The organism is Pseudomonas sp. P8_241, from assembly GCF_034008315.1.
Lineage (GTDB): Bacteria > Pseudomonadota > Gammaproteobacteria > Pseudomonadales > Pseudomonadaceae > Aquipseudomonas.
Window position 1 is genome coordinate 1,851,475 of the sequence record NZ_CP125377.1, and the last position, 25,569, is coordinate 1,877,043.

A 25,569-nucleotide genomic window follows, 5' to 3' on the forward strand; every position below is an offset into this window, starting at 1 on the left:
CAACACCAGGCTGTAAAAGGGGCTCAGGCATCCTTGCCGGAGGCGTGTAGCGGGGTGAATCAGAACTTCGCTTCAGCATCCAGTTGCAGGGTGTTGATGTCGGAGTCCTTGAGGGTCGCGTTGGTGTAGTCAGAGTTAGCCATGAAGTACGTCGCGCCCAGGGTGAAGTTCTTGTCCAGTTCGTAGCTTACTTTCAGCTTGCTGCCGCGTGATCCGGTGTAGCCGTTGGCAAAGTCGGAGTCGGTGAACGCGCCGACCACTGCGTTACGCTGCACGTCGCGGTAGTTGTAGTCCACGCCGAAGCCGTAGAACTTGGTCTTGACGCCAGCCAGCCAGCCCATGTCCTGATCGTTGCTGGCATCGTCGTTGTTGACGATCTGGCCGTACAGCGAGAGTGGCATTGGCAGACCACCGATTTCCAGCTGACCAAAACCTTCGTACAGCTTGAACTGCTCGCCCGGGCTGTTGCCGTTGACGGCCAGCGCGCACGGTGCGGTGACGCTGCCGGTGGTAGGGCAGGCGCTACTGTCATCGTTGTCGTAGGCGTAGATACTGCCGCCCAAGGTCATTTTCAGGTTGTCGGTAATGGCGAAGCGCGCACCCAACTGGCCAGCGTACAGACGCAAGTCGTGTTTGAACTGCACACCCTCACCATCAACGTTGTCCTTGAGGGTGTAGTGACCGGCGCTACCGAACAGTTCGGTGTTACCCAGTGGATATTTGTAAGTGACGGCCAGACCTTCCGGGTTGATGTCGCTGTCCCAGATGATGTCGCCCATGCTCACCCACGGCTGCAGCATCTTGCCGCCGATCAGGTGCAGGTTCTTGATGGCGTCGGGGTGGTAATCGACGTAGCCCAGGTCGAGCCAGATCTGCTTCTTGTCGAAGTAGTTGTTCAGGTCCTGGTTGGTCGAGCGCGCATCGTCGCTGCTACCGGTGGCGATACGAATACCGGTGTCGACTTGCGGGTTGATCTCGGTGAACGCACCCAGGCGGGCACGAATGCGCTGGCGATCCTGGTCTTTGTTGTTCGAAACGCCGTCGTTGTGCACGTTTTCCTGACGGAAACGCACGTCACCCTTGAATTGGGTCTTGGCGGCCCACGCCAGTTTCTGGTCGAAGGTGCTCAGGGCGTCGGTTTTCTTCGCGGTCGCGGCGATTTGCTCATTGGTCTCTTGTTGAGCCTGACGGGCAATTTGCTGATCTTTCTGGTCCCGGGCCAGTTCGGCCTGCAGTTCGCTGTACTGCGCGTTGGTAATCGAGCCGTTAGCCTTGAGCATGTCGAGCAGTTTGGCGTCGACTGCGGCGTTGGCCGAAACACTCATGGCCAGCATCAGGCTGCCACAGAGGGCCGCCGCAGTTTTCGTGGAAGCAAGACGCATATCAATCTCCGAAGATGAGAGTGGATGACTGAATCATCCAGGGCACAACCGACCATTGATGGACGGAAAACAGTGGCCGGGTTAGAACCCGACGCTCTAAAAACAGGCGCCAGTATCGCGATGGTTTATTACAAAGCAGTGGCAATGTGATGGCATGTCGATGACGATACGAAGTCATCGTGAACCCTTGAGTTAGAGCGCCTTCGTCCAAATGCCCGTGTGCAACGGGGAGCGATAAGCGATACTCGCAAGGCTTTCGCACCATAAAAGAGTGAGGACGGTGATGCCGTTGCAACGCCTGCAAAGACTGTCAGAAATCGCCCCGCAGACGTGGGATACCCTGGTGCCCGAGACGCAGCCTTTTCTGCGTCATGCTTTTTTGAGCGCGCTCGAGGACAGTGGCAGCGTCGGTCCGCATTCCGGCTGGCAGCCTGAGCATCTGTTGCACATGGACGGTGATCGCCTGATCGCGGCGCTGCCCAGTTACCGTAAATGGCACTCTTACGGCGAGTACGTGTTTGATCACGCCTGGGCCGATGCCTGTGAGCGTGCCGGCATCGACTATTACCCCAAGTTGCTGACCGCCGTACCGTTCAGCCCGGTCAGTGGGCCACGTCTGTTGGCCGCCACGGTCGAGGACGGTTTTGAATTATTGAAAAGCTTGCCGGGCTACCTCGAAATCGAACAGCTCTCCAGTGCCCACATCAATTTCACCGACCCGTTCACCGATACCGCCTTGAGTGAGCAGCCCGGCTGGTTGCAACGCATCGGCTGTCAGTACCACTGGCAGAACCGCGGTTATCGGGATTTTCAGGATTTCCTCGATGCCTTGAGTTCGCGCAAACGCAAGCAGATGCGCAAGGAACGTGAACAGGTGGTGGGGCAGGGTTTCGATTTTGAATGGCTCGAAGGGCGGGAACTGAGCGAGGCGCAGTGGGATTTTGTTTATGCCTGCTACGCCAATACGTACGCGGTGCGTCGGCAAACGCCTTATCTGACCCGGGAATTTTTTAGTCTGTTGGCCGAGCGTATGCCGGAATCGATTCGGGTAGTGCTGGCCAGGCAGGGCTCACGTCCGGTGGCGATGGCGTTCAGTCTGGTGGGGGGCGACAGCTTTTACGGACGCTACTGGGGATGCCTGGCGGAGTTCGATCGGCTGCATTTCGAGACCTGTTTCTACCAGGGCATGGACTATGCGATCGCCAACGGTTTCCAGCGTTTCGATGCCGGGGCGCAGGGTGAGCACAAGCTGATTCGCGGATTCGAACCGGTGATTACGCACTCCTGGCACTACTTGCGTCATCCGGGTTTGAAAGCGGCGGTGAAGGATTTTCTGGCGCAGGAGCGGCTTGGCGTACTGGGTTACGCAGAAGAAGCGAGATCAGCCCTGCCTTACCGGCAAGGCTGATCATGTTAGCGGTCAGTTCTCTTCTTTGCCCAACCAGCGATACAGCACACCGCCGACTACCGCACCGAGCAATGGGGCGATCCAGAACATCCAGAGTTGTTGAATCGCCCAGCCACCGACAATCAGCGCCGGACCGGTGCTGCGCGCCGGGTTGACCGAGGTGTTGGTCACCGGGATCGAGATCAGGTGGATCAGCGTCAGCCCCAGGCCGATGGCAATCGGTGCAAGGCCAGCCGGCGCACGTTTGTCGGTGGCACCGAGGATGATCAGGATGAACATCGCGGTCATCACCAATTCACAGACGAAGCCCGCCGCCATCGAGTAGCCGCCAGGGGAATGTTCGCCATAGCCGTTGGACGCCAGGCCGGAGGCCAGTTCAAAGCCTGGCTTGCCGCTGGCGATGAAGTACAGAAGGGCGGCTGCGATTACCCCGCCAATCACCTGGGCGATGATGTAGGCCGGCAGTTCCTTGGCCGGAAAGCGTCCGCCGACCACCAGGCCCAGCGACACCGCCGGGTTGAGGTGACAACCGGAAATATGGCCGATGGCAAACGCCATGGTCAGCACCGTCAGACCGAATGCGAAGGACACACCCAGCAGACCGATCCCCACGTCCGGAAAAGCTGCGGCCAGTACCGCACTGCCGCAACCACCCAACACCAGCCAGAACGTGCCTACCAACTCTGTAGCCGAACGTTTGAACAGAGACATGAGAGAGTGCCCTATCGAGATTATGCCGCCTTGTGCATCCAGCCGATGGACTGCAGAACCACCTCCAGAATGTTGAAGTGAGTACAGCACGGTTTTTTCAGAATTCCAGCGAGCATAAAAAAACGCCAGGGCCCGTTGTTGACAGGTTCTGGCGGTTCTAAAGGTTCCTCAGACATCACGCGACCTTTGTAGGAGCAAGCCTGCTCGCGATGGCGCAGTGTCAGTAAACAGCCAGGTCGTCGGGTCCATCGCTATCGCGAGCAGGCTCGCTCCTGCAGGTTTTGGGGCCACCGCAAACTCAATCGATCCCGACAAACCCACCGGTCTGGTGCTGCCACAACCGCGCATACAAACCGCCATGGGCGAGCAGTTCGGCGTGGCTGCCGGTCTCGGCGATCTTGCCGTTTTCCAGCACCACCAACCGGTCCATCCGGGCGATGGTCGAGAGCCGATGGGCGATGGCGATCACGGTTTTGCCCTGCATCAGGGTTTCGAGGCTTTCCTGGATCGCTGCTTCAACCTCTGAATCCAGTGCCGAGGTGGCCTCGTCCATGATCAGGATCGGCGCATCCTTGAGCAGCACCCGGGCGATGGCGATGCGCTGGCGCTGACCACCGGAAAGCTTCACCCCGCGCTCACCGACATGGGCATCGAAACCGCTACGGCCTTCGGCGTCCGAGAGCGACGGGATGAACCCGTCGGCTCGGGCCTTGTGTACCGCTTCCCAGAGTTCGGCATCAGTGGCGTCGGGTTTGCCATACAGCAAATTGTCGCGGATCGAACGGTGCAGCAACGACGTGTCCTGGGTGATCATGCCGATGCGTTCACGCAGGCTTTCCTGGCTGACGTCAGCGATGTTCTGGCCATCGATCAGGATGCGTCCGCCTTCGACGTCGTAGAGGCGCAGCAGCAGGTTTACCAGCGTCGACTTACCCGCACCGGATGGACCGATCAAGCCGATTTTTTCCCCGGGCTTGATGGTCAGATTGAGGTCGCCGATGATCCCGCTCTGCTTGCCATAGTGAAAATCGACGTGTTCGAAGCGTACTTCTCCACGGGCCACGGCCAGGGGTTTGGCCTGATCGCGATCGGTGACGGACACCGGTTGCGAAATGCTCTGCAAGCCGTCCTGAACCATGCCGATGTTTTCGAAAATGCCGGTCACCACCCACATGATCCAGCCGGACATGTTGACGATGCGGATCACCAGGCCAGTGGCCAGGGCAATTGCGCCCACAGTGATCAGCGACTGCGTCCACAGCCACAGGGCCAACCCCGTGGTGCTGACGATCAGCAAGCCGTTGATGCTGGTGATGACCACGTCCATGCTGGTGACGACGCGGCCCGCCAGTTGGGCTTTTTCGGTTTGTTCCTTGATCGCTTCGCGGGCGTATTGTTGCTCGAAGTTGGTGTGGGCGAACAGTTTCAGGGTGGTGATGTTGGTGTAGCCGTCGACAATCCGCCCCATCAGTTTGGAACGTGCGTCGGACGCCAGCACCGAGCGGTCCTTGACCCGTGGCACGAAGTAATAGAGGGCACCGATGAAGGCGATGATCCAGGTCAGCAACGGGATCATCAGGCGCCAGTCGGCTTCGGCGAACAGCACCAGCGAGCTGATGGCGTAGATCAGCACATGCCACAGTGCGTCCACGGCCTGAACGGCGGAATCGCGGAGTGAGTTACCGGTTTGCATGATGCGCTGGGCGATGCGCCCGGCGAAGTCGTTCTGGAAAAAATTCAGGCTCTGTTTGAGCACGTAGCTGTGATTCTGCCAGCGAATCATGCTGGTCATGCTGGGGCTCAGGGTCTGGTGCACCAGCAGGTCATGAAGACCTACGAAAATGGGGCGCAGGACCAATGCAACGACCACCATCCAGGCCAGTTCCAGGCCGTGTTCCTTGAACAGGTTAACGTTCGGCTCGCCCTGTGCCAGGTCGATGATGCGGCTCAGGTAGCTGAACAGCGCCACTTCGATCAAGGCACCGAACAGTCCGACGATCAACAGGGCGGCAAAGCTTGGCCACACCTGCTTGAGGTAATAGGTATAAAAAGGGAAGACCCGGTCCGGCGGGGACGCCGTCGGTGCATCACGGAAAATATCGATCAGTTTTTCAAAACGGCGATAAAGCATCGGTTTTTCGCCCACAAAGGGGCTCTCCTTTAAACGGTTTGAGCGTTGCCGGCAGCACCGGCAACGGCTCGGACGTCCTTGTCCAGCTTAGTCTCAGTCGATGCGCTTGGCCGACTTGATGAATACCGGGTCGGCCGGTACGTCTTTCATGCCGCCACGCGTGGTGGTTGGCGAGTTGACGATGATGTCCACCACGTCCATGCCTTTGACCACTTTGCCGAATACCGCGTAGCCATCACCCTGGTCGAGGAAGTCGTTGTCCTTGACGTTGATGAAGAACTGGCTGGTGGCCGAATCAGGCACCGAAGTACGGGCCATGGACAAGGTGCCGCGCACATTGTGCAGGCCGTTTTTCGATTCGTTCTTGATCGGTGCGCTGGTGTCTTTTTGTTGCATCTGTTGAGTGAATCCGCCGCCCTGAACCATGAAGCCCGGGATTACTCGGTGGAAAATCGTGTTGTTGTAGAAGCCTTTGTCGACGTACTCAAGGAAGTTCTTGGTACTGATCGGGGCCTTGACCGCGTCCAGTTCGATTTCGATCTGGCCGTTGGTGGTCTCCAGCAGAACGTGCGGCGCTGTTGCAGGCGTCGCGGCCATCAGGTTGGCGGCAAACAGAACGGAGCCAGCGGCGAGGGCGATTTTTTTCAGCATGGGTCAATGATCCTGAGTGGTGGTGTCGACTGCGGTGAGGAACTCGAGCAGCGTCTGGTTGAATGCTTCCGGCTGATCCAATGGCGTGGCGTGGCGAGAATCGTCAATGACCACCAACCGCGCATCAGGCAGCAGTTTTACGTAGTTTTCCTTCAGCGAAACCGGTGTGTAATCACGGTCGGCGCTGACGATGAGCGTTGGACAGGATACCTTCGAAAGTCGTTCCTGAACCCCCCAGCCCACAATGGCATTGAAACTGGCGAGATAAGCATGTTTGTCGTTTTTTGCCCAGCGCTCGGCCATCTTTTGCCGCAAGTCGGCCTGCTCGGGTTTCGGGAACAGTTTGCTTCCCAGTGCCTTGCCGATGGTGCCCAGGCTCAACACATGCATCAGGCTCCAGCGCTTGAACCACTGCCAGTAATCGTCGCGGGTACGCAGTTTGACCTGCGGCGCACTGTTGACGATGCACAGGCTCTTGAGCAGTTGTGGCTGATCCGCACCCAGTTGAAAGCCGATCATGCCGCCCATGGATAAGCCCACATAATGGATCGGACCCAGGTTCAGATGCTCCATCAGGGCAATCAGATCAGCGCTGAACCCGGCAATACTGTAGCGCTCCCGGGGTTTGTCCGAGCGACCGTGGCCTCGCACATCCGGGACGATGACCCGATAGCGGGTCGAAAGCGCCGGGATCTGCTTCTCCCAGTCCAGCGTGCTGGAACCGAGTCCATGGACCAGCAGCAGCGGCGCGCCGTGGCCATATTCCTCATAGTGCAGGTTGCAACCTTCGTGTTCGAAATAGGCCATGCATACACTCCGTGTCAGGCTTGTTCAGGGGCGGCGAACGGTGCATCCAGCGGCGCGGTGTCGAAGGTACGCAGCAGTTCGATGAGAATTTGCGTGGCCGGCCCCAGCGGTTTGTCCTTGTTCGAGTACAGGTAGAAGCTCGGGTTGCGGCTTGCGCCCTGATCCAACGGTAGCAGCTTGAGCGTCCCTTCCTTCAATTCCCGCTCGATCATGTGCCGGGGCAGCCAGGCAAAACCCAGACCGCTGCTGACGAACGTCGCGGCGGTGGCCAGGCTGCCGACCGTCCAGCGCTGCTCGGCGCCGAGCCAGCCAACGTCCCGAGGTTGCTGGCGGCCGGAGTCGCGGATCACCACTTGCATCTGGCTTTCCAGATCCTGGAAGTTCAGCTCGCGGTTGAGGCGGTGCAGGTGGTGCTCCGGGTGGGCCACCGCGACGAATTCGACGTCGCTCAATTCCGCCCCCAGGTAACCGGGAATGCTGAAGCCCGTGATGGCCAGGTCCGCCACACCTTCGAGCAGCACTTCCTCCACGCCCGACAGCACTTCTTCACGCAGGCGCACGCGGCAGCCACGGCTTTGCGGCATGAACGCAGTCAACGCACGCACGAGGCGGGCGCTCGGGTAAGCGGCATCAACCACCAGGCGCACTTCAGCCTCCCAGCCTTGCTCCATATGGTGGGCGAGGTCTTCCAGTTGGCTGGCCTGTTTCACTAATTGCCGCGAGCGACGCAACAACACGCCGCCGGCTTCGGTCAGTACTGCTTTGCGGCCATCAATGCGTAGCAATGGCACGCCGAGCTGGTCCTGCATGCGCGCCACGGTGTAGCTGACCGACGATTGCGAGCGATGCAAAGCCTCGGCGGCCTGGGCGAAGCCACCGTGATCGACCACGGCTTGAAGCGTTCGCCATTGATCAAGGGTCACGCGGGGCGCTTTCATGTTGAGCTCCTCTTGTCCTAAGCTGGCAGCCCTTATTGGAGCCTGCCGAATGAAGAAAGTCTGTTGCGTGCTGCTGGCGATGTTGCCGTTGATGGCGTTTGCTTATCCGATCGATGTGAACAAAAAACTCAACGACATGAAGATCGACTACGAAACCTTCGATACCGATAGCGATATCGGCTCGATTCGGGTGGCCAACTACGGCGATGTCGATGCGAGCTGCAAGGCGGTTTTCAGCAATGGCCCGGAAGCCCCGCGCACACGCAAATTCGATGTGGCGGCCGGCAAACATAAAACAGCAACCGCCAAATTCAGCCGCAACATTATCAAGCTGCGTATCGAACTGACCTGCACCCCGAAATAGCCCTTCTGCAGGAGCGAGCTTGCTCGCGATACGGTGGGTCAATCGATATCACGGTGTCTGTATACCCTCGCGAGAGCATGCTCGCTCTTACGAAGGGCATAGGACATGGGTTGCTTATAAACGAATTTATTGATGGGTTATAGCAGTTATTTGCGCTTTTTCATCGATATGACTCTGTTTAACCTTCACTCCATCGACCTACAGCATTCTCAGATGGAGGCTACATCCAATGTCCCGCGTTCTGATCATCGAAAGCAGTGCCCGTCAGCAAGACTCGGTTTCCCGTCAGCTGACCCAGACCTTCGTCAAACAGTGGCAAGCCGCGCACCCGAACGACCAGATCACCGTGCGTGACCTGGCCGTCAACCCGGTACCGCACCTGGATATCAACTTGTTGGGCGGCTGGATGAAACCCGCCGAGCAGCGCAATGACATAGAGCAGGTCGCTCTGGAACGCTCCAACCAGTTGACCGACGAATTGCTCGCCACCGACGTGCTTGTGATGGCTGCGCCGATGTACAACTTTGCGATTCCCAGCACCCTGAAAGCCTGGCTCGACCATGTACTGCGTGCCGGCGTGACCTTCAAATACACCGAAACCGGACCGCAAGGCCTGCTCAGCGGCAAGCGCGCCTACGTGCTGACTGCCCGCGGCGGGATCTACGCTGGCAGCACTGCCGATCATCAGGAACCGTACCTGCGTCAGGTGATGGGCTTCATCGGCATTCACGATGTGACGTTCATCCACGCTGAAGGCATGAACCTGGGGGGCGACTTCCAGGAGAAAGGCCTGAACCAGGCGAACGCCAAGCTTTCCCTGGTGGCCTGATCTGTTAATCGCCAGATAATCGCTCGATGGTCTAGTGACCTGGCGCAACCCTTCAAGCCTGTACGCGCATCGACCTCCCTTCGCACTTGTTGCTCCTGAGTGCTCCAGCCCGATTGAACGCTTTAGCGAGATCGGGCTTTTTTTTGCCTGCGATTGCGCAAAACACCACAGAACCCGTAGGAGCCGGCTTGCCGGCGATAGCGGGGTGTCAGGCAATATCATCGTTGGCTGACACGCCCTCAACGCCAGCAAGCCGGCTGCTACAGGGTTTGTATTGTTTGGGGGTTCGCGATCAGCAGCAAAACCCGCTATCGTCGCCGCCAATCGAAATGAGGCGAGCATGGGCTATCTACTTTTTGTCACGCTGATCCAGGCGTTTTCCTTCAGCTTGATCGGCGAATACCTGGCCGGTCATGTCGACAGTTACTTCGCCGTGCTGGTGCGCGTGCTGCTGGCGGGGCTGGTGTTCATTCCACTGACCCGCTGGCGTTCGGTGGAACCGGCGTTCATGCGCGGCATGTTGCTGATCGGTGCGTTACAGTTCGGCGTGACCTACGTCTGCCTGTACCTGAGCTTTCGCGTGCTGACGGTGCCGGAAGTCTTGCTGTTCACCATCCTCACGCCGTTGCACGTGACCTTGATCGAAGACGCACTCAATCGCCGTTTCAATCCCTGGGCCTTGATCGCGGCCCTGGTGGCAGTGGCGGGGGCGGCGGTGATTCGCTTTGACCGGATCAACCCGGACTTCTTCATGGGCTTCCTGTTGCTGCAACTGGCCAACTTCACCTATGCCGCCGGGCAGGTACTGTACAAACACCTGGTCGCGCGGCATCCGAGCGATCTGCCGCATTACCGGCGCTTCGGCTACTTTTACCTCGGTGCGCTGGCGGTGGCATTGCCGGCGTTTTTGCTGTTCGGCAAGCAGAACTTCCTGCCCGAAGCACCGCTGCAATGGGGCGTGTTGCTGTTCCTCGGCCTGGTTTCCACTGCGTTGGGGCTGTACTGGTGGAACAAGGGGGCGTGCCTGGTCAGCGGCGGCACGTTGGCGGTGATGAACAATTTGCATGTGCCGGTGGGGCTGTTGATCAATCTGCTGATCTGGAATCAGCATGAGGAGCTGGGGCGGTTGTTGCTGGGTGGTTCGGTGATTTTGATGGCGGTGTGGATCAGTCGGTTGGGCATCAGGCGAGAAGCAAGCCTGGTGTAGGAGCTGGCGCAGCCTGCGATCTTTTGATCTTGAACATCAAAAGATCGCAGCCTTCGGCAGCTCCTAAAGGGGTGTGGATTACATCAAGCGTTTTTCCTGCTCGGGAATGTGGCTCGCGCCCAACACCGCCGGCAGTAGCCCGGAACGCAAATCCGTTCCGCTCGGTTGCTGATACAGGCTCAAGCCGAACTCCGGCAGCACCGCCAGCAAGTAATCAAAAATATCCCCTTGAATGCGCTCGTAATCGGCCCATGCCGTGGTGCGGGTAAAGCAGTAGATTTCCAGTGGAATGCCTTGGGCCGTGGTCTGCATTTGTCGAACCATGCAGGTCATGTTCGGCTGGATGTCCGCATGGCTCTTCAGATAAGCCAGCGCATAGGCGCGGAAGGTGCCGATGTTGGTCATCCGGCGGCGGTTGGCCGACATCGCCGCGACGTTGCCCTGAGCTTCGTTCCAGGCCCGGAGTTCGGCCTGTTTGCGGGTCATGTAGTCGGTCAGCAGGTGGACCTGCGAGAGCTTGAATTCTTCTTCATCGCGTAAAAAGCGCACACCGCTGGCGTCGATGAACAGGCTGCGCTTGATCCGGCGTCCCCCGGAAGCCTGCATGCCGCGCCAGTTCTTGAACGACTCGGACATCAGGCGCCAAGTGGGGATGGACACGATGGTCTTGTCGAAATTCTGCACCTTGACCGTGTGCAGGGTGATGTCCACCACATCGCCATCGGCGCCGACCTGGGGCATTTCGATCCAGTCGCCCACCCGCAACATGTCGTTGCTGGTCAACTGCACGCTGGCCACGAACGACAGCAGGGTGTCCTTGTAGACCAACAGAATTACCGCCGACATCGCCCCCAGGCCTGACAGCAGCAACAACGGTGAGCGGTCGATCAAGGTGGCGACGATGATGATTGAGCCGAAGATGTACAAGACCATTTTCGTCAGCTGCACATAGCCTTTGATCGAGCGGGTGCGGGCGTGTTCGGTACGCGCGTAGATGTCCAGCAAGGCATTGAGCAGGGCGCTGACCGCCAGCAGCAGAAACAGAAAGGTGAAGGCGAGGGCGACGTTGCCGAGGAAATTCAGGGTGGCCTTGTTCAGCTCGGGGATCAGGTTCAAACCGAACTGGATCACCAGCGAGGGCACAACCTGTGCCAGACGATGGAACACTTTGTTTTCGAGAAAGTCATTGAGCCAGAACATCGCCGGTTGGCGACCGAGCAATTTGACGCCGTGCAGAATGAGGTAACGCGCCACTCGTCCGAGTACCAGGGCGATGCTCAGCAGCACCAGCAGTGCCAGTGCGCAGTACACGCGCGGGTGGTTTTCCAGCGCACTCCAGAGTTCTTGGGCGTTGAGCCAGAGCTGTTTGATTTCCATGGGCAAGCACGATTCTTCTGTAAGGCAGAGAGGTGATTAGAGCATTTAAGACGCTTTGTATTACCGGTGGTGACAAAACAGGCAACAAAAAAACCACTGTTTACTGCCTTTTGCACAAAGAAACTCGGCCTAAGCGCTCGAAACCGTTACCCTATGCAGCTGTTTTTTTGTATTTCTTCGAGGTAGCACCCGTGTTTTCCCAATTCGCCCTGCACGAACGCCTGCTCAAAGCCGTGGCCGAGCTGAAATTTGTCGAGCCAACGCCTGTGCAAGCCGCGGCTATTCCGCTGGCGCTCCAAGGGCGTGACCTGCGGGTGACAGCGCAAACCGGTAGCGGCAAGACCGCTGCATTCGTTTTGCCGATCCTCAACCGCCTGATCGGCCCGGCCAAGGTTCGCGTCAGCATCAAGACCCTGATCCTGTTGCCGACCCGTGAGCTGGCCCAGCAGACCTTGAAAGAAGTTGAACGCTTCTCGCAGTTCACCTTCATCAAGTCCGGCCTGATCACTGGCGGCGAAGATTTCAAGGTCCAGGCCGCCATGCTGCGCAAGGTGCCGGACATCCTGATCGGTACGCCGGGCCGGATGATCGAGCAACTGAACGCCGGCAACCTCGACCTGAAGGAAGTTGAAGTACTGGTACTCGACGAAGCCGACCGCATGCTCGACATGGGCTTTGCCGATGACGTGCAGCGTCTGGTCGACGAGTGCACCAATCGTCAGCAGACCATGCTGTTCTCCGCCACCACCGGTGGTTCGGGTCTGCGCGAGATGATTGCCAAGGTCCTGAACAACCCTGAGCACTTGCAGCTCAATGCGGTCAGCCAGCTAAACGAAACCACTCGCCAGCAAATCATCACCGCTGACCACAACCAGCACAAAGAGCAGATTGTGAACTGGCTGCTGGCCAACGAGACCTACCAGAAGGCCATCGTCTTCACCAACACCCGGGCCATGGCTGACCGTATCTACGGACGTCTGGTGGCGCAGGAATACAAAGCGTTCGTGCTGCACGGCGAGAAAGACCAGAAAGATCGCAAGCTGGCGATCGATCGTCTGAAACAGGGCGGTGTGAAGATCCTGGTGGCCACCGACGTTGCCGCTCGCGGTCTGGACGTGGACGGCCTGGACCTGGTGATCAACTTCGACATGCCGCGCAGCGGCGACGAATACGTTCACCGCATCGGTCGTACCGGTCGCGCCGGTAACGATGGCCTGGCGATCTCGTTGATCTGCCATGGCGACTGGAACCTGATGTCGAGCATCGAGCGCTACCTCAAGCAAAGCTTCGAGCGTCGCACCATCAAGGAAGTCAAAGGCACCTACGGCGGACCGAAAAAGGTCAAAGCCTCGGGTAAAGCCGTCGGCGTGAAGAAGAAAAAGACCGACGCGAAGGGCGACAAGAAGAAAACCGCCGCCAAGACCCCGACCAAGCGCAAGAGCGCCAACCGGCCGAAAAGCGACTCCCTGGTGAGCAGCGACGGCATGGCCCCGCTCAAGCGCCGCAAGCCGGAAGCGCCGGCAGCCGAGTAACGCGCGGTACCTGCTGATAGAAAAACCGGACATTGTCCGGTTTTTTTATTTAAAAGATTGTAATCATCAGCTCTCGGTTTTTTTCTCCGCCGTATCCAACTCTTTCAAACGCTGATCGATCAACTGGCACTTGTCCGGCAAATCCTTGGCCGCGGTTCCCAAATCCATCTTCTGCAATTCATCGTTGATCTCTTTGGCCTTTGCCGGATTCTGTTCTGTCAGCTTGGTCACTTCCCGGGCCAGCTGTTCGCGTTTTTGCGTAGCCTCTTCGGGAGTGCAAGCCCAGGCAGGCAAGGCACAGATCAAGGTGGCGGCGAGGGTGAACTTCAATAGTGATTTCATGGGGCAGGCCTCAGTTCCGGTTAAGGCGGGTTAACCGGTTGAGCGCTAACGACGATGGAAAGTTCAGTCAAGGGGTTGAGGACCGCGCCGAAAGTCCGCCCACACACTTGTAGGAGCGAGCATGCTCGCGATCCGCCGCGACTCGGTTTCAAACCTGGCCGCCACCATGGCAGCAACCCGCCGACGCCTTGTCCTCATACTTGTCGTGATGCCGCACCCATTCCATGATCTCTTCTTCATTGCGCCCCTTCGGCGTCAGGTCGAGATAGTTGTAAGTACCGACCAGCATGTCCAAACCTCGGGCATAGGTTGAATAGGTGTGGAAGATATCCCCGGCTTCTTTGCGATAAAACACGCTGAGACCCGGGAGCTCTTCTTCGGCACCGTCAGTTTTTTCGTAGTTGTAGGTAGCCTTTCCCGCGGCGACGTCTTCGGCCCTTGCTGTTACGCCAAAGTCGTAGTTGAAATCGCAACCTTCTGACGAGAGCCAGTCGAATTTCCACCCCATGCGTCGCTTGAAGGCCTGGAACTCGGCGAACGGTGCGTGGGACACCGCCACCACGGCCACATCATGATGAGCCAGATGCTGATTGGCGCCGTCGATATGGTCCGAGAGGAAGGAACAGCCAGGGCAACCTTCGTCCCAGCCTTCGGCAAACATGAAGTGGTAAATGACCAACTGGCTGCGACCGCCGAAAAGATCAGCCAGTTTCAACTCTCCGTTCGGTCCCTGAAAGTGGTAGTCCTTGTCGATTTTTACCCAAGGCAGTGCTCGGCGTTCGGCGCTGAGTCTGTCCCTTTCCTTGGTGAAGGCTTTTTCGTGGGCCAGGTGCTGTTTGCGGGCGGCTAGCCATTCTTCCCGCGACACGACGGGATGATTCTGAATGTTCATGGTGTTGTTCTCCTGCGTGGGGCTGGGAGTGGACTTACACAGCCTAGTCGTTTGACCCGCGTTCAATTCGACAGACCGCCGGTCGGTCTCGGTAAAAACCTCGGCTGAACGGCTACGGGCTGCATCGGTCACAAGCTATGAAGGCCCTCACTCGTGGGCACCGGAGGTTGCAGGATGACGACTTATAACTGGGATTTGATCGAGCGCCTGCTGCATGAAGTGCAGCATGGTGAAGCCAGCTTTACCCCAAGGCCGTATGCCGAGCAGTATGTGGCGCAAAAAGCGACCGAAGGTGAGCAGACAGAGAACCTGGACCATCTCAAAGCGGTGGCAGGTGAATACGAAAAGCTGTTACTGGAGCGGGGCTACATTGAACCTCGGCCTGAAGAACAGGGCGGTACAGGTTCGAATTATATTTTGACGCCGCGCGGATCGAGCCTCTTGAGCCTGATCGACAGCAGCATTCCGGGCAATGATCATCCTCGCCAGGTGTTGGATGAGCAGGAGGATGCGCTGGATGAGGTGACATTTGATGAAGTGGCGTCGAGGGCGCAGATTGCCTAACACTTCAAACATCAGCAGATCGCAGCCTTTGGCAGCTCCTACGATTGATCCGTAGGAGCTGCCGAAGGCTGCGATCTGCTGATCTTTCAACTTTGTTTGGCCGCTTTCAGGCACTTCAAATCACTGAAATCTTTCTTCACACCCTCAATCTTCGTCAGTAACCGTTGCCGTTGCGTCGGCGTGCTCTCAGCCATCAAGTCGACGAACAGCGCCCGCGCCTGGGCTTCCGTGGTGGCAAAGGCCTCGCGGTAGGCCGGTGTCCATAAGCGTTCGCGATTGACCAGTAGCGTCTCGATTCTCTGTGGGAATTCCGGACTTTGGCGTTGCGCCACGGCCGCGCTGAACTGTTTCTGCCAGTGGACACGGTTGGCGATCCATTGGGTGTTTTGTTCGCCAAGTGCATTGGACCACGTCACGACACGCTGTTTCTGCGCTGAACCAAGCGGCCCCATCCAGTCGTCAAGGCGCTTCTCCATGCGTTCGGCTCGTTCCTTGATTTGCTGGGCGAGGGGCGGCTTGAGGTACTGCTCCTGGCGTTTGCGCTGGTCTTTGGCGAAGGCATCGTTCATTTCTGCAACTTGCTTGTCATCCAGCCCTTGCAATAGCTGTATGGCTGAAGGGGTAATTTCCAAAGCGGTTTCGGCAATCGCTTGCCGAGCTTCATTGGCTCGGGCTTGCAGCGCGGCATCAGTGACCTGGTTGTCGGCGACCATTGATTGCAACCGGTCCAGCCAATCGAGGTAACCCGGCAGTTGAGTGCTGCAGTGCCAACTCAGGTGTTCTTTCAGGCGCTCATCCAGCCAGCTCTTTTGCTCGCCGTTCATGTCCAGGTAATCGCTGAGTGTCCAGGGGATGATTACATCGAGGTTGCGGTAAGCCAGGCCCATGCGACTGCATGCGCCCAGCGCGAGGGTGACGGTGAGCGCAATTGCCATATGTGCGAGCCAGCGAGACATGGGCGAGTCCTTGCGAAAGCCTGCCTTCGGGAACTGATTCTCATGTGAACGCAGGATGAGCCCGGCAGTTCAGCCGATCAATAGAACGCGTGCACAGCCTTGAGGGTGACCAGTGCGTCGCACTGACTGTTGTGACCGGAGTAGGCCGGGCAATCGCTGCCCCGCAGGCTTGAATCACTGTAGATCAGGTCCAGATCGATGCCCATGAACGGGCGGGACAATTTCAGCGACCAATCGGTAAAACTGCCTACATACCCGCCATCCACCGCGACCGGTGCATTGAGTTGGTGAGTGGTGTATTTCATGCTGACACCGATGCCGAACGGTTGATTACCGCCCAGGTCCGCAAAAAGGGTGTTGTTTTGTTTGTCCGGGTCATTGCTGAACGCAACGCCAAAACGGCTGCCCAGCAAGGTCAGCCCACCGAAAAGCTCCTGGCTGTTCAGGGTTTCGACTTCAGGGTAGCTGTAGCGGATCATGCCGACTTCGTAACCCAGGGTTTGGTCGAAGGGCTGTTTAAAACCGACGTAGGAATCGATCTCAAGGTTTTTGCCAGGACTGATGCCCATGCTCGGCGCCCATTGGCCAACGTAAAAGCCGCTGTCGTGGCTCAGGTCCAGGCCACCGTGGAACGAGCCGACAGCATTGGGTTTGACCAGACCCTGGGCCATGCTGCGACTGGGGCTGGTGCCGAGCTTGAGGTCGAAATCACCCAGTTCGCGCTGAAAGATCTGGGCGTGCGCCAGTGAACTGGCCAGCAAGCCGACGAACAGAAGCGATAAACAGGAAAATTTGAGCATGCGTCACTCCTTGAGCAGCGGGTGCCGATGAAAAATCGGCTGAAACGCTTGATCCAGACGCGTGCAAGGATACCGGCGAATGATCGGCATAAAGGGCCGTTCGTCGATTTTTAAACGATGGGTTGCAGCAAGAGGTGATGCAAGAGGGGTTCCAGTCCAAGCGCTTCGAGCTTCAAAGCGCTTGAGGACCAGGTGACGCGAGGGGTATTACTTTTTGCCCAAGGTGATCTGCTTGGACGGGCCGAACGTCTGGCCGCTGACGCCTTTGGCAATTTGCTGGATTTCACCGCCGGACTTGAGGAACGCAGCAATCTGGCTGTTGATCGATTCGCTGGTTTCGACGGCTGGAGCTGGCTTTGCTTTGCTGGTGGATGCTTTTACGCGCATGGCGGCCATTAACCTGTAGAAAATTAACTTGGCCATGCATCGTACAGGAAACACCGGATAATTGCTTGGCGAATATCCCCTGCATCGACTGATGGCCTATCTGGAATAAAGAGTTGGCCAATCTTCGAATTATTCCCCTAAGTCGCTGTTTTAACTAAATTCACTGCTAAAAAAAATGCAGTGTTGCGCCTGCCGGGGCTTGGCATAATTGCCCCAATCGGACTGACGAGCGGGCAGTCGCACAACCCAAACCCCGGAAAACCAAGGCTCGCAGAGGAATTTCGCGTGCCACCGGGCCGAGCGCCCAACGAAGCGGTTAAAACCGGGTAGAATGCCGCCCACGCAATGAGGGTATTGGACATGGCTTTAGTCGGGCGTTACAACAGTTTGCAAGTGGTTAAACACACTAACTTCGGTTTATATCTGGACGGTGGGGCGGATGGCGAAATTCTTTTGCCCAATCGTTATATCCCCAAAGATATTCCCAGCGAAGATGAAGACTGGCTCAACGTTTTTATTTATCTGGACAGCGATGACAAACTCATCGCAACGACGGAAAAACCGAAAGTTCAAGTCGGTGAATTTGCCAGTTTGAAAGTTGTTGAAGTCAACAGCATCGGGGTATTCCTGGATTGGGGGCTGCCCAAGGATTTGTTGCTGCCGTACTCCGAAGAGAAGCGTCAGATGACGGCCGGCGAGTACGTGGTGGTGCACGTCTACCTCGACAAGCACACCCGCCGCATCACCGCGACTGCGCGCCTGGACCGCTATCTGGACAAGACCCCGGCCAACTACACCGCGGGCCAGGAGGTCGATTTGCTGGTTGCCGAAGCCACTGACATGGGCTTCAAGGCGATCATCAATAACAAGCACTGGGGCTTGATTCACAAGAACGAAATCTTCAAGTTCATGCGTGCCGGCAAGGAAGAGAAGGGTTTCATCAAGGAAGTGCGTGCCGATGGCAAGATCAGCCTGAGCCTGCAACCGGTCGGCCAGGAAGCGGCGACCAGCCTTAACTCGAAGATCCTCGCCAAGTTGCGCGAAAACAACGGCAGCTTGGCGATCAGCGACAAGAGCGATCCGGTATTGATCAGCAGCATGTTCGGTGTCAGCAAGGGCAACTTCAAAAAGGCCATTGGTGCGCTGTACAAGAATGGCCAGATCGTCATTCATGCCGATCGCATCGAACTAAGCTGATCCCCGTAGGAGCTGCCGCAGGCTGCGATCGTTGCTGTTTAGTCATCAGAATCAAAAGATCGCAGCCTGCGGCAGCTCCTACGGTTGGCATCCTTGATTGTTGACCCCGGAATCAGAAGGCCGGGGTTTTTGTTTTTACTGTCGAGTCTCTGTCATGGATTGTGAAGTCGAGGTGTTTCAGTGACTGCCACCCGGCGTAGCGCCGATGGCTTTGCCCTGCAAGTGATGGTCGGGTTGTGCCTGGTCTGGGGCGTTCAGCAGGTGATGATCAAGTGGGCAGCTCCGGACATTGCACCGGTGATGCAGGCGGCAGCGCGGTCAGGCATGTCAGCTTTGCTCGTAGGATTGTTGATCTGTTGGAAGGGCGGTTGGGATCAGGTCGCTTCTACCTGGCGCGGTGGGCTGTTGGCTGGCGCGCTGTTCGGTGTGGAGTTCTTCTTCATTTCCGAAGGTCTGCAACTGACGACCGCGGCGCACATGTCGGTGTTTCTCTACACGGCGCCAATCTTCACTGCGCTAGGCGTGCATTGGCTGTTGCCCAGTGAGCGGTTGAGACCCTTGCAATGGTTGGGGATTATCCTCGCGTTCGTCGGGATTGCGATCGCCTTTGCCGGGGGTGTCTCCTGGGATAATCTCGATCGCCGCATGTTGATGGGCGATGCGCTGGGCGTGCTCGCCGGCGCCGCCTGGGGCGCTACGACAGTGGTTGTGCGTGCATCTCGGCTGTCGGAAGCACCTGTCACGTTGACGCTGTTTTACCAGTTGATCGTCGGCTTCGTCGGGCTGCTATTGATCGCATTGCTCAGTGGGCAGATTACCCACGTCAACTTGACCACCGTGGCGGTGGCCAGCGTGTTGTTTCAGGGCATCGTAGTGTCGTTTTTCAGTTATCTGGTGTGGTTCTGGCTGCTGCGTCGATATCTGGCGGCGAATCTTGCGGTGTTCTCGTTCATGACGCCGCTCTTCGGCGTCACGTTCGGTGTGGTGCTGCTCGGCGAGGACCTGAGCGTCAACTTCGTCGTCGGCGCCGTATTGGTACTGCTGGGCATTACCTTTGTCAGCGCTGAGCAGTGGGTGCGCCGTCGTTTGCGCAAAGCCCTCGGGCAGCACTGACCGACGCCAGGGACAGACCACCGGCAATCAGCAAGCCGCTGCCGGCGAACATCAGCGCCGGCTGCAGACCACCGCTGAAATGACTGCTCAGTGCCGCCAGCAACGGCCCGCTGAGTTGGCCCACGGCGAAACACGCAGTCAACAGCCCGGCGTTGCGTTGGGTGGCGTGGGGCGCCAGCTCCCGGGAGCGCTGCATCACCAATTGCATGCAGGCCAGGAACGGTGTGCCACAGAGGATCACGCCCAGCGCCAGGCCCGGTCCATTGCCCAGCAGGCAGGCGAACACGCCCGCCGCTTGCAGCCACAATGTCGCCGTCAACCAGTGGCGTGTGGCACCTGGTTTTTGCCGCCGCAAACTGACCAGCAACACACCGCTCGCTGCCGCCAGGCCGAAGCAGGGCCAGAACAGGTCCGCCTGCCATTGTCCGTGAAACTGCGTGTTGGCCATCTGCGACAGGAAAGTGGCCGGAATGATGTAGCCCAAACCGTACAAGCCGTAGATCAGACCCAGGCGAGCGATGCCTGGGTGACTGCAACTGACGGGGTTGGGGGGAGGCGCCACATTAGCCTTCGGTTGCGGGAGGAACGGCAGGATCACCAGCAACATCACCAAGCCGACGGCCGCATAAATCAGCCACAACGTAGCGGAAGTCTGGCCCAGCAGGTTCGATCCCAGCGCCAACAAGCCAGTCAGCAAAATCCCCAGGCCCGGACCGGCAAAGACCAGAGCACCCAGTCGTGGACGCCCGGCAGCCGCCGCCAGCGGTTGGCTCAGTGCGGTAATCATAACCAGCACCCAAGCGCTGGCGACGCCTGTACCGAAACGCAGCAACAGATGCGACCAGAAACCGTTGGCCCAGAACGAAGCGAGGGTCAGCACTACACACAGCCATAGCCCGCCAAGCAATCGTCGGCGAACCTGCTCCGGGCGCCGCGAGAACATCGCGTCTACTGCGCCAATGAAGTAACCGAGGTAATTGGCGGCAGCGATCAAGCCGGCAGCGGTCAGGTCGATCTGGCCTTCGCTCAGCAGGTGAGGCAGCTGCGGCGTCAAGGCGAAGCGCCCAATGCCCATCGCCATCATCAGCGCGATAAAACTGGCGGATAAGCGAATCAGAGGAGACATGGTCTGGATTCCAGTTCAAGGATCAATGACCGTCAGGCTAGGACTGATTGACTTTCTTTAAAAATGAATAATATTGAGTAAGTTGTTCTGATTAGGAGAATGTCGTGGAATTCAGCCAATTGCGCATCTTCCAGGCCGTGGCGCAGGAGGGCTCGATCACCCGTGCTGCCGAACGGCTGCATCGGGTGCCGTCGAACCTGTCTACCCGGCTCAAGCAGCTGGAGGAGCAACTGGGTGTCGAACTGTTCCGGCGTGAGCGTCAGCGTTTGCAGTTGTCGCCTGCGGGAAAAGTCTTGCTGGATTACACCGTCAAACTGTTCGCCCTGCATGACGAAGCCAGTGCAGCGGTGCAGGGCGGTCAGCCAGCGGGCGATTTTGTACTCGGCACCATGTACAGCACGGCGGCGATTCACTTGCCGGCGCTGCTGGCGCGGTATCACCGGCTGTATCCGGCGGTGAACCTGCAAGTGCAGTCCGGACCCAGTGGCGAATTGCTTGAAGGCTTGCTGACCGGTCGGCTTGATGCGGCGCTGGTGGATGGTCCGCTGGAGTTTGCCGGACTTGACGGCGTGCCGTTGTGTGAAGAGCGGCTGGTGCTGATCAGCGAGGCCGATCATCCGCCCGTGCGCAGTGCGCTGGATGTGGAAGGGCGTTCGGTGTTCACCTTTCGCCAGGGCTGCTCTTACCGGATGCGCCTGGAAGCCTGGTTCGCCCATGACCATGCGGCGATGGGCCGGGCAATGGAGATAGAATCCTATCCGGGAATGCTGGCCTGTGTGATTGCCGGTTCAGGCGTGGCGTTGATGTCTGAGTCGATGCTTGCCAGCCTGCCGGGCCGTGAAAGCGTGGCCGTGCACCCCTTGGCCGAACCGTTTGCCAGTGCGACCACCTGGCTGATGTGGCGCAAGGGCATGCTGGGGGCCAACTTGAACGCATGGATCGAACAACAGCAGGCGGTTTTTCCGCCGGCAATGTCGCCGGCACAGGCCATTGCCTGAACGCCGGGTGATTGTGATGGATTCAGTAACAGATCATTGCGACGTTGGGCGAGCATTGCTTGGGACTTCGGACTATTATCAGTGCGAAGGGGCTACAGAATTTTGGCCGCTCGGCACTACCCTGAAGGGGGGCACCATGAAAGAGAAAATCCAAAACTGGCTGCACGACCTGGGTGTTGCACTCGGGTTGATCGAACCGCCTCTGCAACCTGTGCCTATTCGCACTGACGACGAACAGCGTCGGCGTCAGCAGCGACGTCGGTGATCGCGTCAGGGTTTGGGAAAGATCGCAGCCTGCGGCGGCGCCTGCAGGGCGTTGTGCAAGTGTTGCGGTTGCGCGTGAATCCGTAGGAGCGCCGAAGGTTGCGATCCTGGCGCTCTGATATTTCACTGGGCGCGGCATTCAATGCCGCCCGATCTCCATCAAGAACTGACTCAAATCATTCGCCGTCCTGGCATTCTTCAGCATCCGGTCTTCTTCGGCAGTAAACGCCGTCACGCCCAGCTCATCTTCGAGATGGAAGATCAGCTCCTCGATATCTTCCTTATCCAGTCCCAACTGCGCCAGGTTGGCGTTGTCGTCGAAGTCTTGCTGATTTTCCAGCAGGCGGCTGATGTAGCGATGCACCACGGCACGGACGGCAGCTCTGTTCATGAGGGTTCTTCGAGGGCGTTGTTGTTCTCCCTGCCTTTTTTATCCTTGTGATGAGTACAGCAGGCTTTAGCCGCTGGAGGGTTTCTCCAGACGAAAAAAAACGGGTGTGGCAACCGACGCCACACCCGTCGAAGAAAGCATCAAGTTGTCAGGTCAGCTCACGCAGCGCTCGCCAATACAGCCGGGCGACGGGACATCAGGCTGACGACCACGAAGCTCACCAGACCTACGCCAAGGCTGTAGTAGATCGGGGTGTTGGCATCCAGACCGTCCTTGAACATGAACAGCAGCGCAGTGGCGAAGCCCATGCCCATGCTGGCGATAGCGCCGGCGGTGGTGGCGCGTTTCCAGAAGATGGCACCCATCAGCGGGATCAGCATGCCGCCCACCAGCAGGTTGTAGGCCAGGGTCAGGGCGCTGATCACGTCGTTCACGATCAGAGCGATGCCCAATACCACGATACCGGTCAACAGGGTGAACAGGCGGTTGATCGCCAGACTCGACTGTTTGCCGCCACGCAGTTTCGGCAGCAAGTCTTCGGTCAGGGTAGTGGCAGCGGCCAGCAGGCCGGCGCTGGCGGTGGACATCATGGCCGCCAGTGCGGCAGCGATCACCAGGCCACGAATACCGTCTGGCAGGGACAGTTTGACGATGGCGGCGAAGGCGTTGTTGACGTTGTCCAGATCCGGGATCAGAACGTGCGCCGCCATGCCGATCAGGGCGCAGGCCAGGCCGTAGATGATGCAGTAGATACCGGCAGCGGTTCCGGCAACCTGAGCCACTTTGGCGGTCTTGACGGTGAATACCCGTTGCCAGATGTCCTGGCCGATCAGGATCCCGAAGAAGTAGATCATGAAGTAGGTGATGATGGTGTCCCAGCCGATGGTGGTGAAGCTGAAGCTTGCCGCCGGCAGTTTCAGAACCAACTCATCCCAGCCGCCGACGCGGTACAGGCAGATTGGCAACAGGATAAACATCAGGCCAACGGTCTTGATGATGAACTGGACGATGTCGGTCAGGGTCAGGGACCACATACCGCCAATTGCCGAGTAGATCACGACCACGCCGCCACCGAGCAGCACCGAAATCCAGAACGGCAGACCAAACAGCACTTGCAGGACGGTGCCGATTGCCAGGATCGAGGTCACGCCGATCATCAGCGCGTACGCCAGCATGATGATCGCGCTCGCGGAGCGGGCCATCGGGTTGTAGCGTTTTTCCAGGACCTGGGTAACGGTGTAGATCTTCAGTTTCAACAGCGGTTTGGCGAGGAACAGGTTCAGTGCCACGATCCCGCAACCGAGGGCCGCGCACAGCCAGAAACCGGAGATGCCATGCACGTAGCCCAGACGCACGGTGCCCACAGTGGACGCGCCGCCCAGAACGGTGGCGGCCATGGTGCCCATGTACAGGCTAGGGCCGAGGTTGCGACCGGCAACTAAAAAGTCTTCGTTGGTCTTGGCCTTGCGCATGCCGTAGTAGCCGAGTATCAGCATCGCGGCGGCGTAGATGAGTACGACGAATAAATCCAAAGCCATGATGGCGTGTCTCCGATTGTCTTTTTTATGGTGAAACAAAGTTGCGTTATGGCTATGGGGTAGTTCTTGTGGCGAGGGAGCAAGCTCCCTCGCCACAGAGGTCACCTCATGGCCCTGTCTTCAAAAAATCAGGCGGCTTGGCGCATCGCCGGTTTAGCGAGCGAATCCGTGCTCTTGCTGCGTGCATCGTTCGGGCCGAACACTGCGCTCGATTCCGGGAACAGGCTCAGCAGCGCCAGGTACACCAGCGAAGCCAGGCCCAGAGTCACCGGCAGGCTGATGTCGATGCCGCCGGCCATTTCGCCCAGTGGTCCGACAAACTGCCCCGGCAGATTCACGAAGCACAGGCCGACGGCCGCGCTTGGGATCCAGGCGCCGAGGCCACGCCAGTTCCAGCCGTGGGTGAACCAGTAACGGCCACCCTTTTCGCCGCGGGTGAACACTTGCAGGTCATCCGGGCAGTAGAAGCCGCGACGCACCAGCAGGCCGATGATCATGATCACCATCCACGGAGTGGTGCAGGTGATGATCAGCACGGCGAAGGTGGACACGCTCTGCACCAGGTTCGCCGCGAAGCGCCCGATGAAGATGAAGGCAATCGACATCACACCGATCAGCAGCGTGGCCTTGACCCGCGACAGCACCCGTGGGAACACGCTGGACATGTCCAGCCCGGTGCCGTACAGCGAGGTGGTGCCGGTGGACATGCCACCAATCACCGCAATCAGGCACACTGGCAGGAAAAACCAGCTCGGCGAAACGGCCAGCAGCCCGCCAACATAGTTGTTGGCCGCGATGTAGTCCGGTGCCTTGACCGCAACGATCGTGGCGGTGACCAGACCGAACAGGAACGGAATCAGCGTGGCCAGTTGTGCTGCGATCACCGATACCATGATCCGGCCTTTCGGCGTTTCACGCGGGATGTAACGGGACCAGTCGCCGAGGAACGCGCCGAAGGAGATCGGGTTGCTCATCGCGACCAGTGCGGCACCGATAAAGGCTGCCCAGAAACCGGCCTGACCCATGGCCACGGTGCCGGCGTACTGGCTGTCGAATGCAGGAGCGAAAGCGAAAACACCCAGCAGGAACAGCAGGCTGGCCGCCCACACCGCAATGCGGTTGACCCACAACATGAAGCGAAAGCCATAGATGCATACAGTCAGTACCAGCAACGCGAACAAACCGTAGGCCAGGCCCAGGGTCAGGTCGGTTTCCGGCAGGTCGATCAGGCGTTTGGCACCGCCCACCAGCGCATCGCCCGAACTCCATACAGAGAGCGAGAAGAACGCGATAGCAGTCAACAGCGACAGGAAGGACCCGACGATTCGCCCGTGCACGCCGAAGTGTGCACCGGAAGACACGGCGTTGTTGGTGCCGTTGATCGGCCCGAACAGGCCCATCGGCGCCAGGATCAACGAACCGAGCACCACGCCCAGCACAATCGCCCAGACCCCGGCCTGAAAAGACAGGCCGAACAGCACCGGGAAACTGCCGAGCACGGCGGTGGCAAAGGTGTTGGCGCCGCCGAAGATCAGGCGAAACAAGTCACCGGGACGGGCGGTACGTTCATGGTCCGGGATCTGTTCGACCCCGTTTGTTTCGATGCTGCTAAGGCTTTTTTCGTTGTTTTTGTTATTCATGATCTGCTCCGATCATAAAGGCGC

The 25,569-nt window shown here is 58.4% G+C and carries 26 protein-coding genes; 10 read left to right on the forward strand and 16 right to left on the reverse strand.

Translation table 11 applies throughout. The annotated features are described in order from the left end of the window. Positions 1-59: 59 nt before the first annotated feature. A complete protein-coding gene (locus QMK58_RS08380; RefSeq protein ID WP_053156315.1) occupies positions 60-1,382 on the reverse strand; it encodes a putative porin in 1,323 nt (440 codons plus the stop codon). Positions 1,383-1,665: 283 nt separating this feature from the next. Here QMK58_RS08380 and QMK58_RS08385 point away from each other — a divergent pair, with 283 nt between their 5' ends. Next, positions 1,666-2,790, forward strand: coding sequence for a GNAT family N-acetyltransferase (locus tag QMK58_RS08385; protein WP_320396145.1), 1,125 nt, complete (start codon positions 1,666-1,668; stop codon positions 2,788-2,790). Between the two features lie 12 nt (positions 2,791-2,802). On the opposite strand, the gene aqpZ is transcribed toward QMK58_RS08385, so the two are convergent. The 5 genes from aqpZ to QMK58_RS08410 all read right to left on the reverse strand — a co-directional run bounded on the left by aqpZ (position 2,803) and on the right by QMK58_RS08410 (position 8,028). After that, positions 2,803-3,501: an aquaporin Z gene (aqpZ, locus tag QMK58_RS08390; RefSeq protein WP_053156322.1), complete on the reverse strand. Its 699-nt coding sequence runs from the start codon at positions 3,499-3,501 to the stop codon at positions 2,803-2,805. Between the two features lie 298 nt (positions 3,502-3,799). Continuing rightward, positions 3,800-5,632, reverse strand: coding sequence for an ABC transporter ATP-binding protein (locus QMK58_RS08395; RefSeq protein WP_053156419.1), 1,833 nt, complete (start codon positions 5,630-5,632; stop codon positions 3,800-3,802). Between the two features lie 93 nt (positions 5,633-5,725). Next, a complete protein-coding gene (locus QMK58_RS08400; protein ID WP_053156325.1) occupies positions 5,726-6,283 on the reverse strand; it encodes a peptidylprolyl isomerase in 558 nt (185 codons plus the stop codon). 3 nt (positions 6,284-6,286) lie between these two features. Further along, positions 6,287-7,090: an alpha/beta hydrolase gene (locus QMK58_RS08405; RefSeq protein ID WP_320396146.1), complete on the reverse strand. Its 804-nt coding sequence runs from the start codon at positions 7,088-7,090 to the stop codon at positions 6,287-6,289. Positions 7,091-7,104: 14 nt separating this feature from the next. After that, the gene (locus QMK58_RS08410) at positions 7,105-8,028 is read right to left on the reverse strand and encodes a LysR family transcriptional regulator (protein WP_053156331.1); all 924 of its coding nucleotides are present in this window, start codon (positions 8,026-8,028) and stop codon (positions 7,105-7,107) included. Between the two features lie 49 nt (positions 8,029-8,077). Between QMK58_RS08410 and QMK58_RS08415 the strand changes: the two genes are divergently transcribed. The 3 genes from QMK58_RS08415 to QMK58_RS08425 all read left to right on the forward strand — a co-directional run bounded on the left by QMK58_RS08415 (position 8,078) and on the right by QMK58_RS08425 (position 10,428). After that, on the forward strand, positions 8,078-8,392 hold the full coding sequence (locus QMK58_RS08415) for a hypothetical protein (protein ID WP_053156334.1): 315 nt from the start codon (positions 8,078-8,080) through the stop codon (positions 8,390-8,392). 229 nt (positions 8,393-8,621) lie between these two features. Further along, a complete protein-coding gene (locus QMK58_RS08420; RefSeq protein WP_053156337.1) occupies positions 8,622-9,221 on the forward strand; it encodes an FMN-dependent NADH-azoreductase in 600 nt (199 codons plus the stop codon). A 340-nt stretch (positions 9,222-9,561) separates the two neighbouring features. Beyond that, the gene (locus tag QMK58_RS08425) at positions 9,562-10,428 is read left to right on the forward strand and encodes a carboxylate/amino acid/amine transporter (protein ID WP_053156340.1); all 867 of its coding nucleotides are present in this window, start codon (positions 9,562-9,564) and stop codon (positions 10,426-10,428) included. A 78-nt stretch (positions 10,429-10,506) separates the two neighbouring features. On the opposite strand, the gene QMK58_RS08430 is transcribed toward QMK58_RS08425, so the two are convergent. Next, entirely contained in the window at positions 10,507-11,805 is a 1,299-nt protein-coding gene (locus tag QMK58_RS08430) for a mechanosensitive ion channel family protein (RefSeq protein WP_320396147.1), read from the reverse strand. A 191-nt stretch (positions 11,806-11,996) separates the two neighbouring features. On the opposite strand from QMK58_RS08430, the gene QMK58_RS08435 reads away from it, so the two are divergent. Then, positions 11,997-13,337, forward strand: a complete 1,341-nt coding sequence (locus tag QMK58_RS08435; RefSeq protein ID WP_053156346.1) for a DEAD/DEAH box helicase — start codon at positions 11,997-11,999, stop codon at positions 13,335-13,337. Positions 13,338-13,403: 66 nt separating this feature from the next. Here QMK58_RS08435 and QMK58_RS08440 read toward each other — a convergent pair whose 3' ends face one another. After that, positions 13,404-13,679 carry a hypothetical protein gene (locus tag QMK58_RS08440; protein ID WP_053156350.1) on the reverse strand — a complete coding sequence of 92 codons (276 nt, stop codon included), beginning with the start codon at positions 13,677-13,679 and terminating at the stop codon, positions 13,404-13,406. A 148-nt stretch (positions 13,680-13,827) separates the two neighbouring features. Beyond that, positions 13,828-14,571 carry a DUF899 domain-containing protein gene (locus QMK58_RS08445; RefSeq protein ID WP_053156353.1) on the reverse strand — a complete coding sequence of 248 codons (744 nt, stop codon included), beginning with the start codon at positions 14,569-14,571 and terminating at the stop codon, positions 13,828-13,830. Positions 14,572-14,745: 174 nt separating this feature from the next. Between QMK58_RS08445 and QMK58_RS08450 the strand changes: the two genes are divergently transcribed. Further along, the gene (locus tag QMK58_RS08450) at positions 14,746-15,135 is read left to right on the forward strand and encodes a hypothetical protein (RefSeq protein WP_053156356.1); all 390 of its coding nucleotides are present in this window, start codon (positions 14,746-14,748) and stop codon (positions 15,133-15,135) included. Between the two features lie 86 nt (positions 15,136-15,221). Here QMK58_RS08450 and QMK58_RS08455 read toward each other — a convergent pair whose 3' ends face one another. The 3 genes from QMK58_RS08455 to QMK58_RS08465 form a co-directional block, all read right to left on the reverse strand. Next, a complete protein-coding gene (locus tag QMK58_RS08455) occupies positions 15,222-16,091 on the reverse strand; it encodes a DUF6279 family lipoprotein (RefSeq protein WP_053156359.1) in 870 nt (289 codons plus the stop codon). A gap of 77 nt (positions 16,092-16,168) precedes the next feature. Then, the gene (locus QMK58_RS08460; RefSeq protein ID WP_053156362.1) at positions 16,169-16,891 is read right to left on the reverse strand and encodes a TorF family putative porin; all 723 of its coding nucleotides are present in this window, start codon (positions 16,889-16,891) and stop codon (positions 16,169-16,171) included. A 207-nt stretch (positions 16,892-17,098) separates the two neighbouring features. Continuing rightward, complete coding sequence (locus tag QMK58_RS08465; protein ID WP_015096330.1) at positions 17,099-17,287, reverse strand: hypothetical protein; 189 nt, start codon at positions 17,285-17,287, stop codon at positions 17,099-17,101. A 351-nt stretch (positions 17,288-17,638) separates the two neighbouring features. Between QMK58_RS08465 and QMK58_RS08470 the strand changes: the two genes are divergently transcribed. Continuing rightward, the gene (locus tag QMK58_RS08470) at positions 17,639-18,475 is read left to right on the forward strand and encodes a S1 RNA-binding domain-containing protein (protein WP_053156365.1); all 837 of its coding nucleotides are present in this window, start codon (positions 17,639-17,641) and stop codon (positions 18,473-18,475) included. A gap of 180 nt (positions 18,476-18,655) precedes the next feature. Further along, the gene (locus tag QMK58_RS08475) at positions 18,656-19,588 is read left to right on the forward strand and encodes a DMT family transporter (RefSeq protein ID WP_053156368.1); all 933 of its coding nucleotides are present in this window, start codon (positions 18,656-18,658) and stop codon (positions 19,586-19,588) included. Here the strand turns inward: QMK58_RS08475 and QMK58_RS08480 are convergent. After that, positions 19,533-20,714, reverse strand: coding sequence for an MFS transporter (locus QMK58_RS08480; RefSeq protein WP_320396148.1), 1,182 nt, complete (start codon positions 20,712-20,714; stop codon positions 19,533-19,535). The two genes, QMK58_RS08475 and QMK58_RS08480, sit on opposite strands and share 56 nt — an antisense overlap. Before the next feature lie 104 nt (positions 20,715-20,818). Between QMK58_RS08480 and ptrR the strand changes: the two genes are divergently transcribed. Together ptrR and QMK58_RS08490 are read left to right on the forward strand one after the other, a co-directional pair. Beyond that, a complete protein-coding gene (gene ptrR / locus QMK58_RS08485; RefSeq protein ID WP_053156374.1) occupies positions 20,819-21,712 on the forward strand; it encodes a putrescine utilization regulator PtrR in 894 nt (297 codons plus the stop codon). A 136-nt stretch (positions 21,713-21,848) separates the two neighbouring features. After that, complete coding sequence (locus QMK58_RS08490) at positions 21,849-21,977, forward strand: PA1414 family protein (RefSeq protein ID WP_007914492.1); 129 nt, start codon at positions 21,849-21,851, stop codon at positions 21,975-21,977. A gap of 138 nt (positions 21,978-22,115) precedes the next feature. On the opposite strand, the gene QMK58_RS08495 is transcribed toward QMK58_RS08490, so the two are convergent. The 3 genes from QMK58_RS08495 to QMK58_RS08505 all read right to left on the reverse strand — a co-directional run bounded on the left by QMK58_RS08495 (position 22,116) and on the right by QMK58_RS08505 (position 25,545). Continuing rightward, positions 22,116-22,367 carry an acyl carrier protein gene (locus QMK58_RS08495; protein ID WP_053156378.1) on the reverse strand — a complete coding sequence of 84 codons (252 nt, stop codon included), beginning with the start codon at positions 22,365-22,367 and terminating at the stop codon, positions 22,116-22,118. Positions 22,368-22,525: 158 nt separating this feature from the next. Further along, positions 22,526-23,905, reverse strand: a complete 1,380-nt coding sequence (locus QMK58_RS08500) for a sodium:solute symporter (RefSeq protein WP_053156382.1) — start codon at positions 23,903-23,905, stop codon at positions 22,526-22,528. 128 nt (positions 23,906-24,033) lie between these two features. Further along, on the reverse strand, positions 24,034-25,545 hold the full coding sequence (locus QMK58_RS08505; RefSeq protein WP_053156385.1) for a purine-cytosine permease family protein: 1,512 nt from the start codon (positions 25,543-25,545) through the stop codon (positions 24,034-24,036). Positions 25,546-25,569: the final 24 nt, after the last annotated feature.

Excerpts from the sequence above, each read along its gene's own strand:
- QMK58_RS08380 (WP_053156315.1), bottom strand. The coding sequence starts at position 1,382 with ATGCGTCTTGCTTCCACGAAAACTGCGGCGGCCCTCTGTGGCAGCCTG.
- QMK58_RS08385 (WP_320396145.1), top strand. The coding sequence starts at position 1,666 with ATGCCGTTGCAACGCCTGCAAAGACTGTCAGAAATCGCCCCGCAGACG.
- aqpZ (WP_053156322.1), bottom strand. The coding sequence starts at position 3,501 with ATGTCTCTGTTCAAACGTTCGGCTACAGAGTTGGTAGGCACGTTCTGG.
- QMK58_RS08395 (WP_053156419.1), bottom strand. The coding sequence starts at position 5,632 with ATGCTTTATCGCCGTTTTGAAAAACTGATCGATATTTTCCGTGATGCA.
- QMK58_RS08400 (WP_053156325.1), bottom strand. The coding sequence starts at position 6,283 with ATGCTGAAAAAAATCGCCCTCGCCGCTGGCTCCGTTCTGTTTGCCGCC.
- QMK58_RS08405 (WP_320396146.1), bottom strand. The coding sequence starts at position 7,090 with ATGGCCTATTTCGAACACGAAGGTTGCAACCTGCACTATGAGGAATAT.
- QMK58_RS08410 (WP_053156331.1), bottom strand. The coding sequence starts at position 8,028 with ATGAAAGCGCCCCGCGTGACCCTTGATCAATGGCGAACGCTTCAAGCC.
- QMK58_RS08415 (WP_053156334.1), top strand. The coding sequence starts at position 8,078 with ATGAAGAAAGTCTGTTGCGTGCTGCTGGCGATGTTGCCGTTGATGGCG.
- QMK58_RS08420 (WP_053156337.1), top strand. The coding sequence starts at position 8,622 with ATGTCCCGCGTTCTGATCATCGAAAGCAGTGCCCGTCAGCAAGACTCG.
- QMK58_RS08425 (WP_053156340.1), top strand. The coding sequence starts at position 9,562 with ATGGGCTATCTACTTTTTGTCACGCTGATCCAGGCGTTTTCCTTCAGC.
- QMK58_RS08430 (WP_320396147.1), bottom strand. The coding sequence starts at position 11,805 with ATGGAAATCAAACAGCTCTGGCTCAACGCCCAAGAACTCTGGAGTGCG.
- QMK58_RS08440 (WP_053156350.1), bottom strand. The coding sequence starts at position 13,679 with ATGAAATCACTATTGAAGTTCACCCTCGCCGCCACCTTGATCTGTGCC.
- QMK58_RS08445 (WP_053156353.1), bottom strand. The coding sequence starts at position 14,571 with ATGAACATTCAGAATCATCCCGTCGTGTCGCGGGAAGAATGGCTAGCC.
- QMK58_RS08450 (WP_053156356.1), top strand. The coding sequence starts at position 14,746 with ATGACGACTTATAACTGGGATTTGATCGAGCGCCTGCTGCATGAAGTG.
- QMK58_RS08455 (WP_053156359.1), bottom strand. The coding sequence starts at position 16,091 with ATGTCTCGCTGGCTCGCACATATGGCAATTGCGCTCACCGTCACCCTC.
- QMK58_RS08460 (WP_053156362.1), bottom strand. The coding sequence starts at position 16,891 with ATGCTCAAATTTTCCTGTTTATCGCTTCTGTTCGTCGGCTTGCTGGCC.
- QMK58_RS08465 (WP_015096330.1), bottom strand. The coding sequence starts at position 17,287 with ATGGCCGCCATGCGCGTAAAAGCATCCACCAGCAAAGCAAAGCCAGCT.
- QMK58_RS08470 (WP_053156365.1), top strand. The coding sequence starts at position 17,639 with ATGGCTTTAGTCGGGCGTTACAACAGTTTGCAAGTGGTTAAACACACT.
- QMK58_RS08480 (WP_320396148.1), bottom strand. The coding sequence starts at position 20,714 with ATGTCTCCTCTGATTCGCTTATCCGCCAGTTTTATCGCGCTGATGATG.
- QMK58_RS08490 (WP_007914492.1), top strand. The coding sequence starts at position 21,849 with ATGAAAGAGAAAATCCAAAACTGGCTGCACGACCTGGGTGTTGCACTC.
- QMK58_RS08495 (WP_053156378.1), bottom strand. The coding sequence starts at position 22,367 with ATGAACAGAGCTGCCGTCCGTGCCGTGGTGCATCGCTACATCAGCCGC.
- QMK58_RS08500 (WP_053156382.1), bottom strand. The coding sequence starts at position 23,905 with ATGGCTTTGGATTTATTCGTCGTACTCATCTACGCCGCCGCGATGCTG.
- QMK58_RS08505 (WP_053156385.1), bottom strand. The coding sequence starts at position 25,545 with ATGAATAACAAAAACAACGAAAAAAGCCTTAGCAGCATCGAAACAAAC.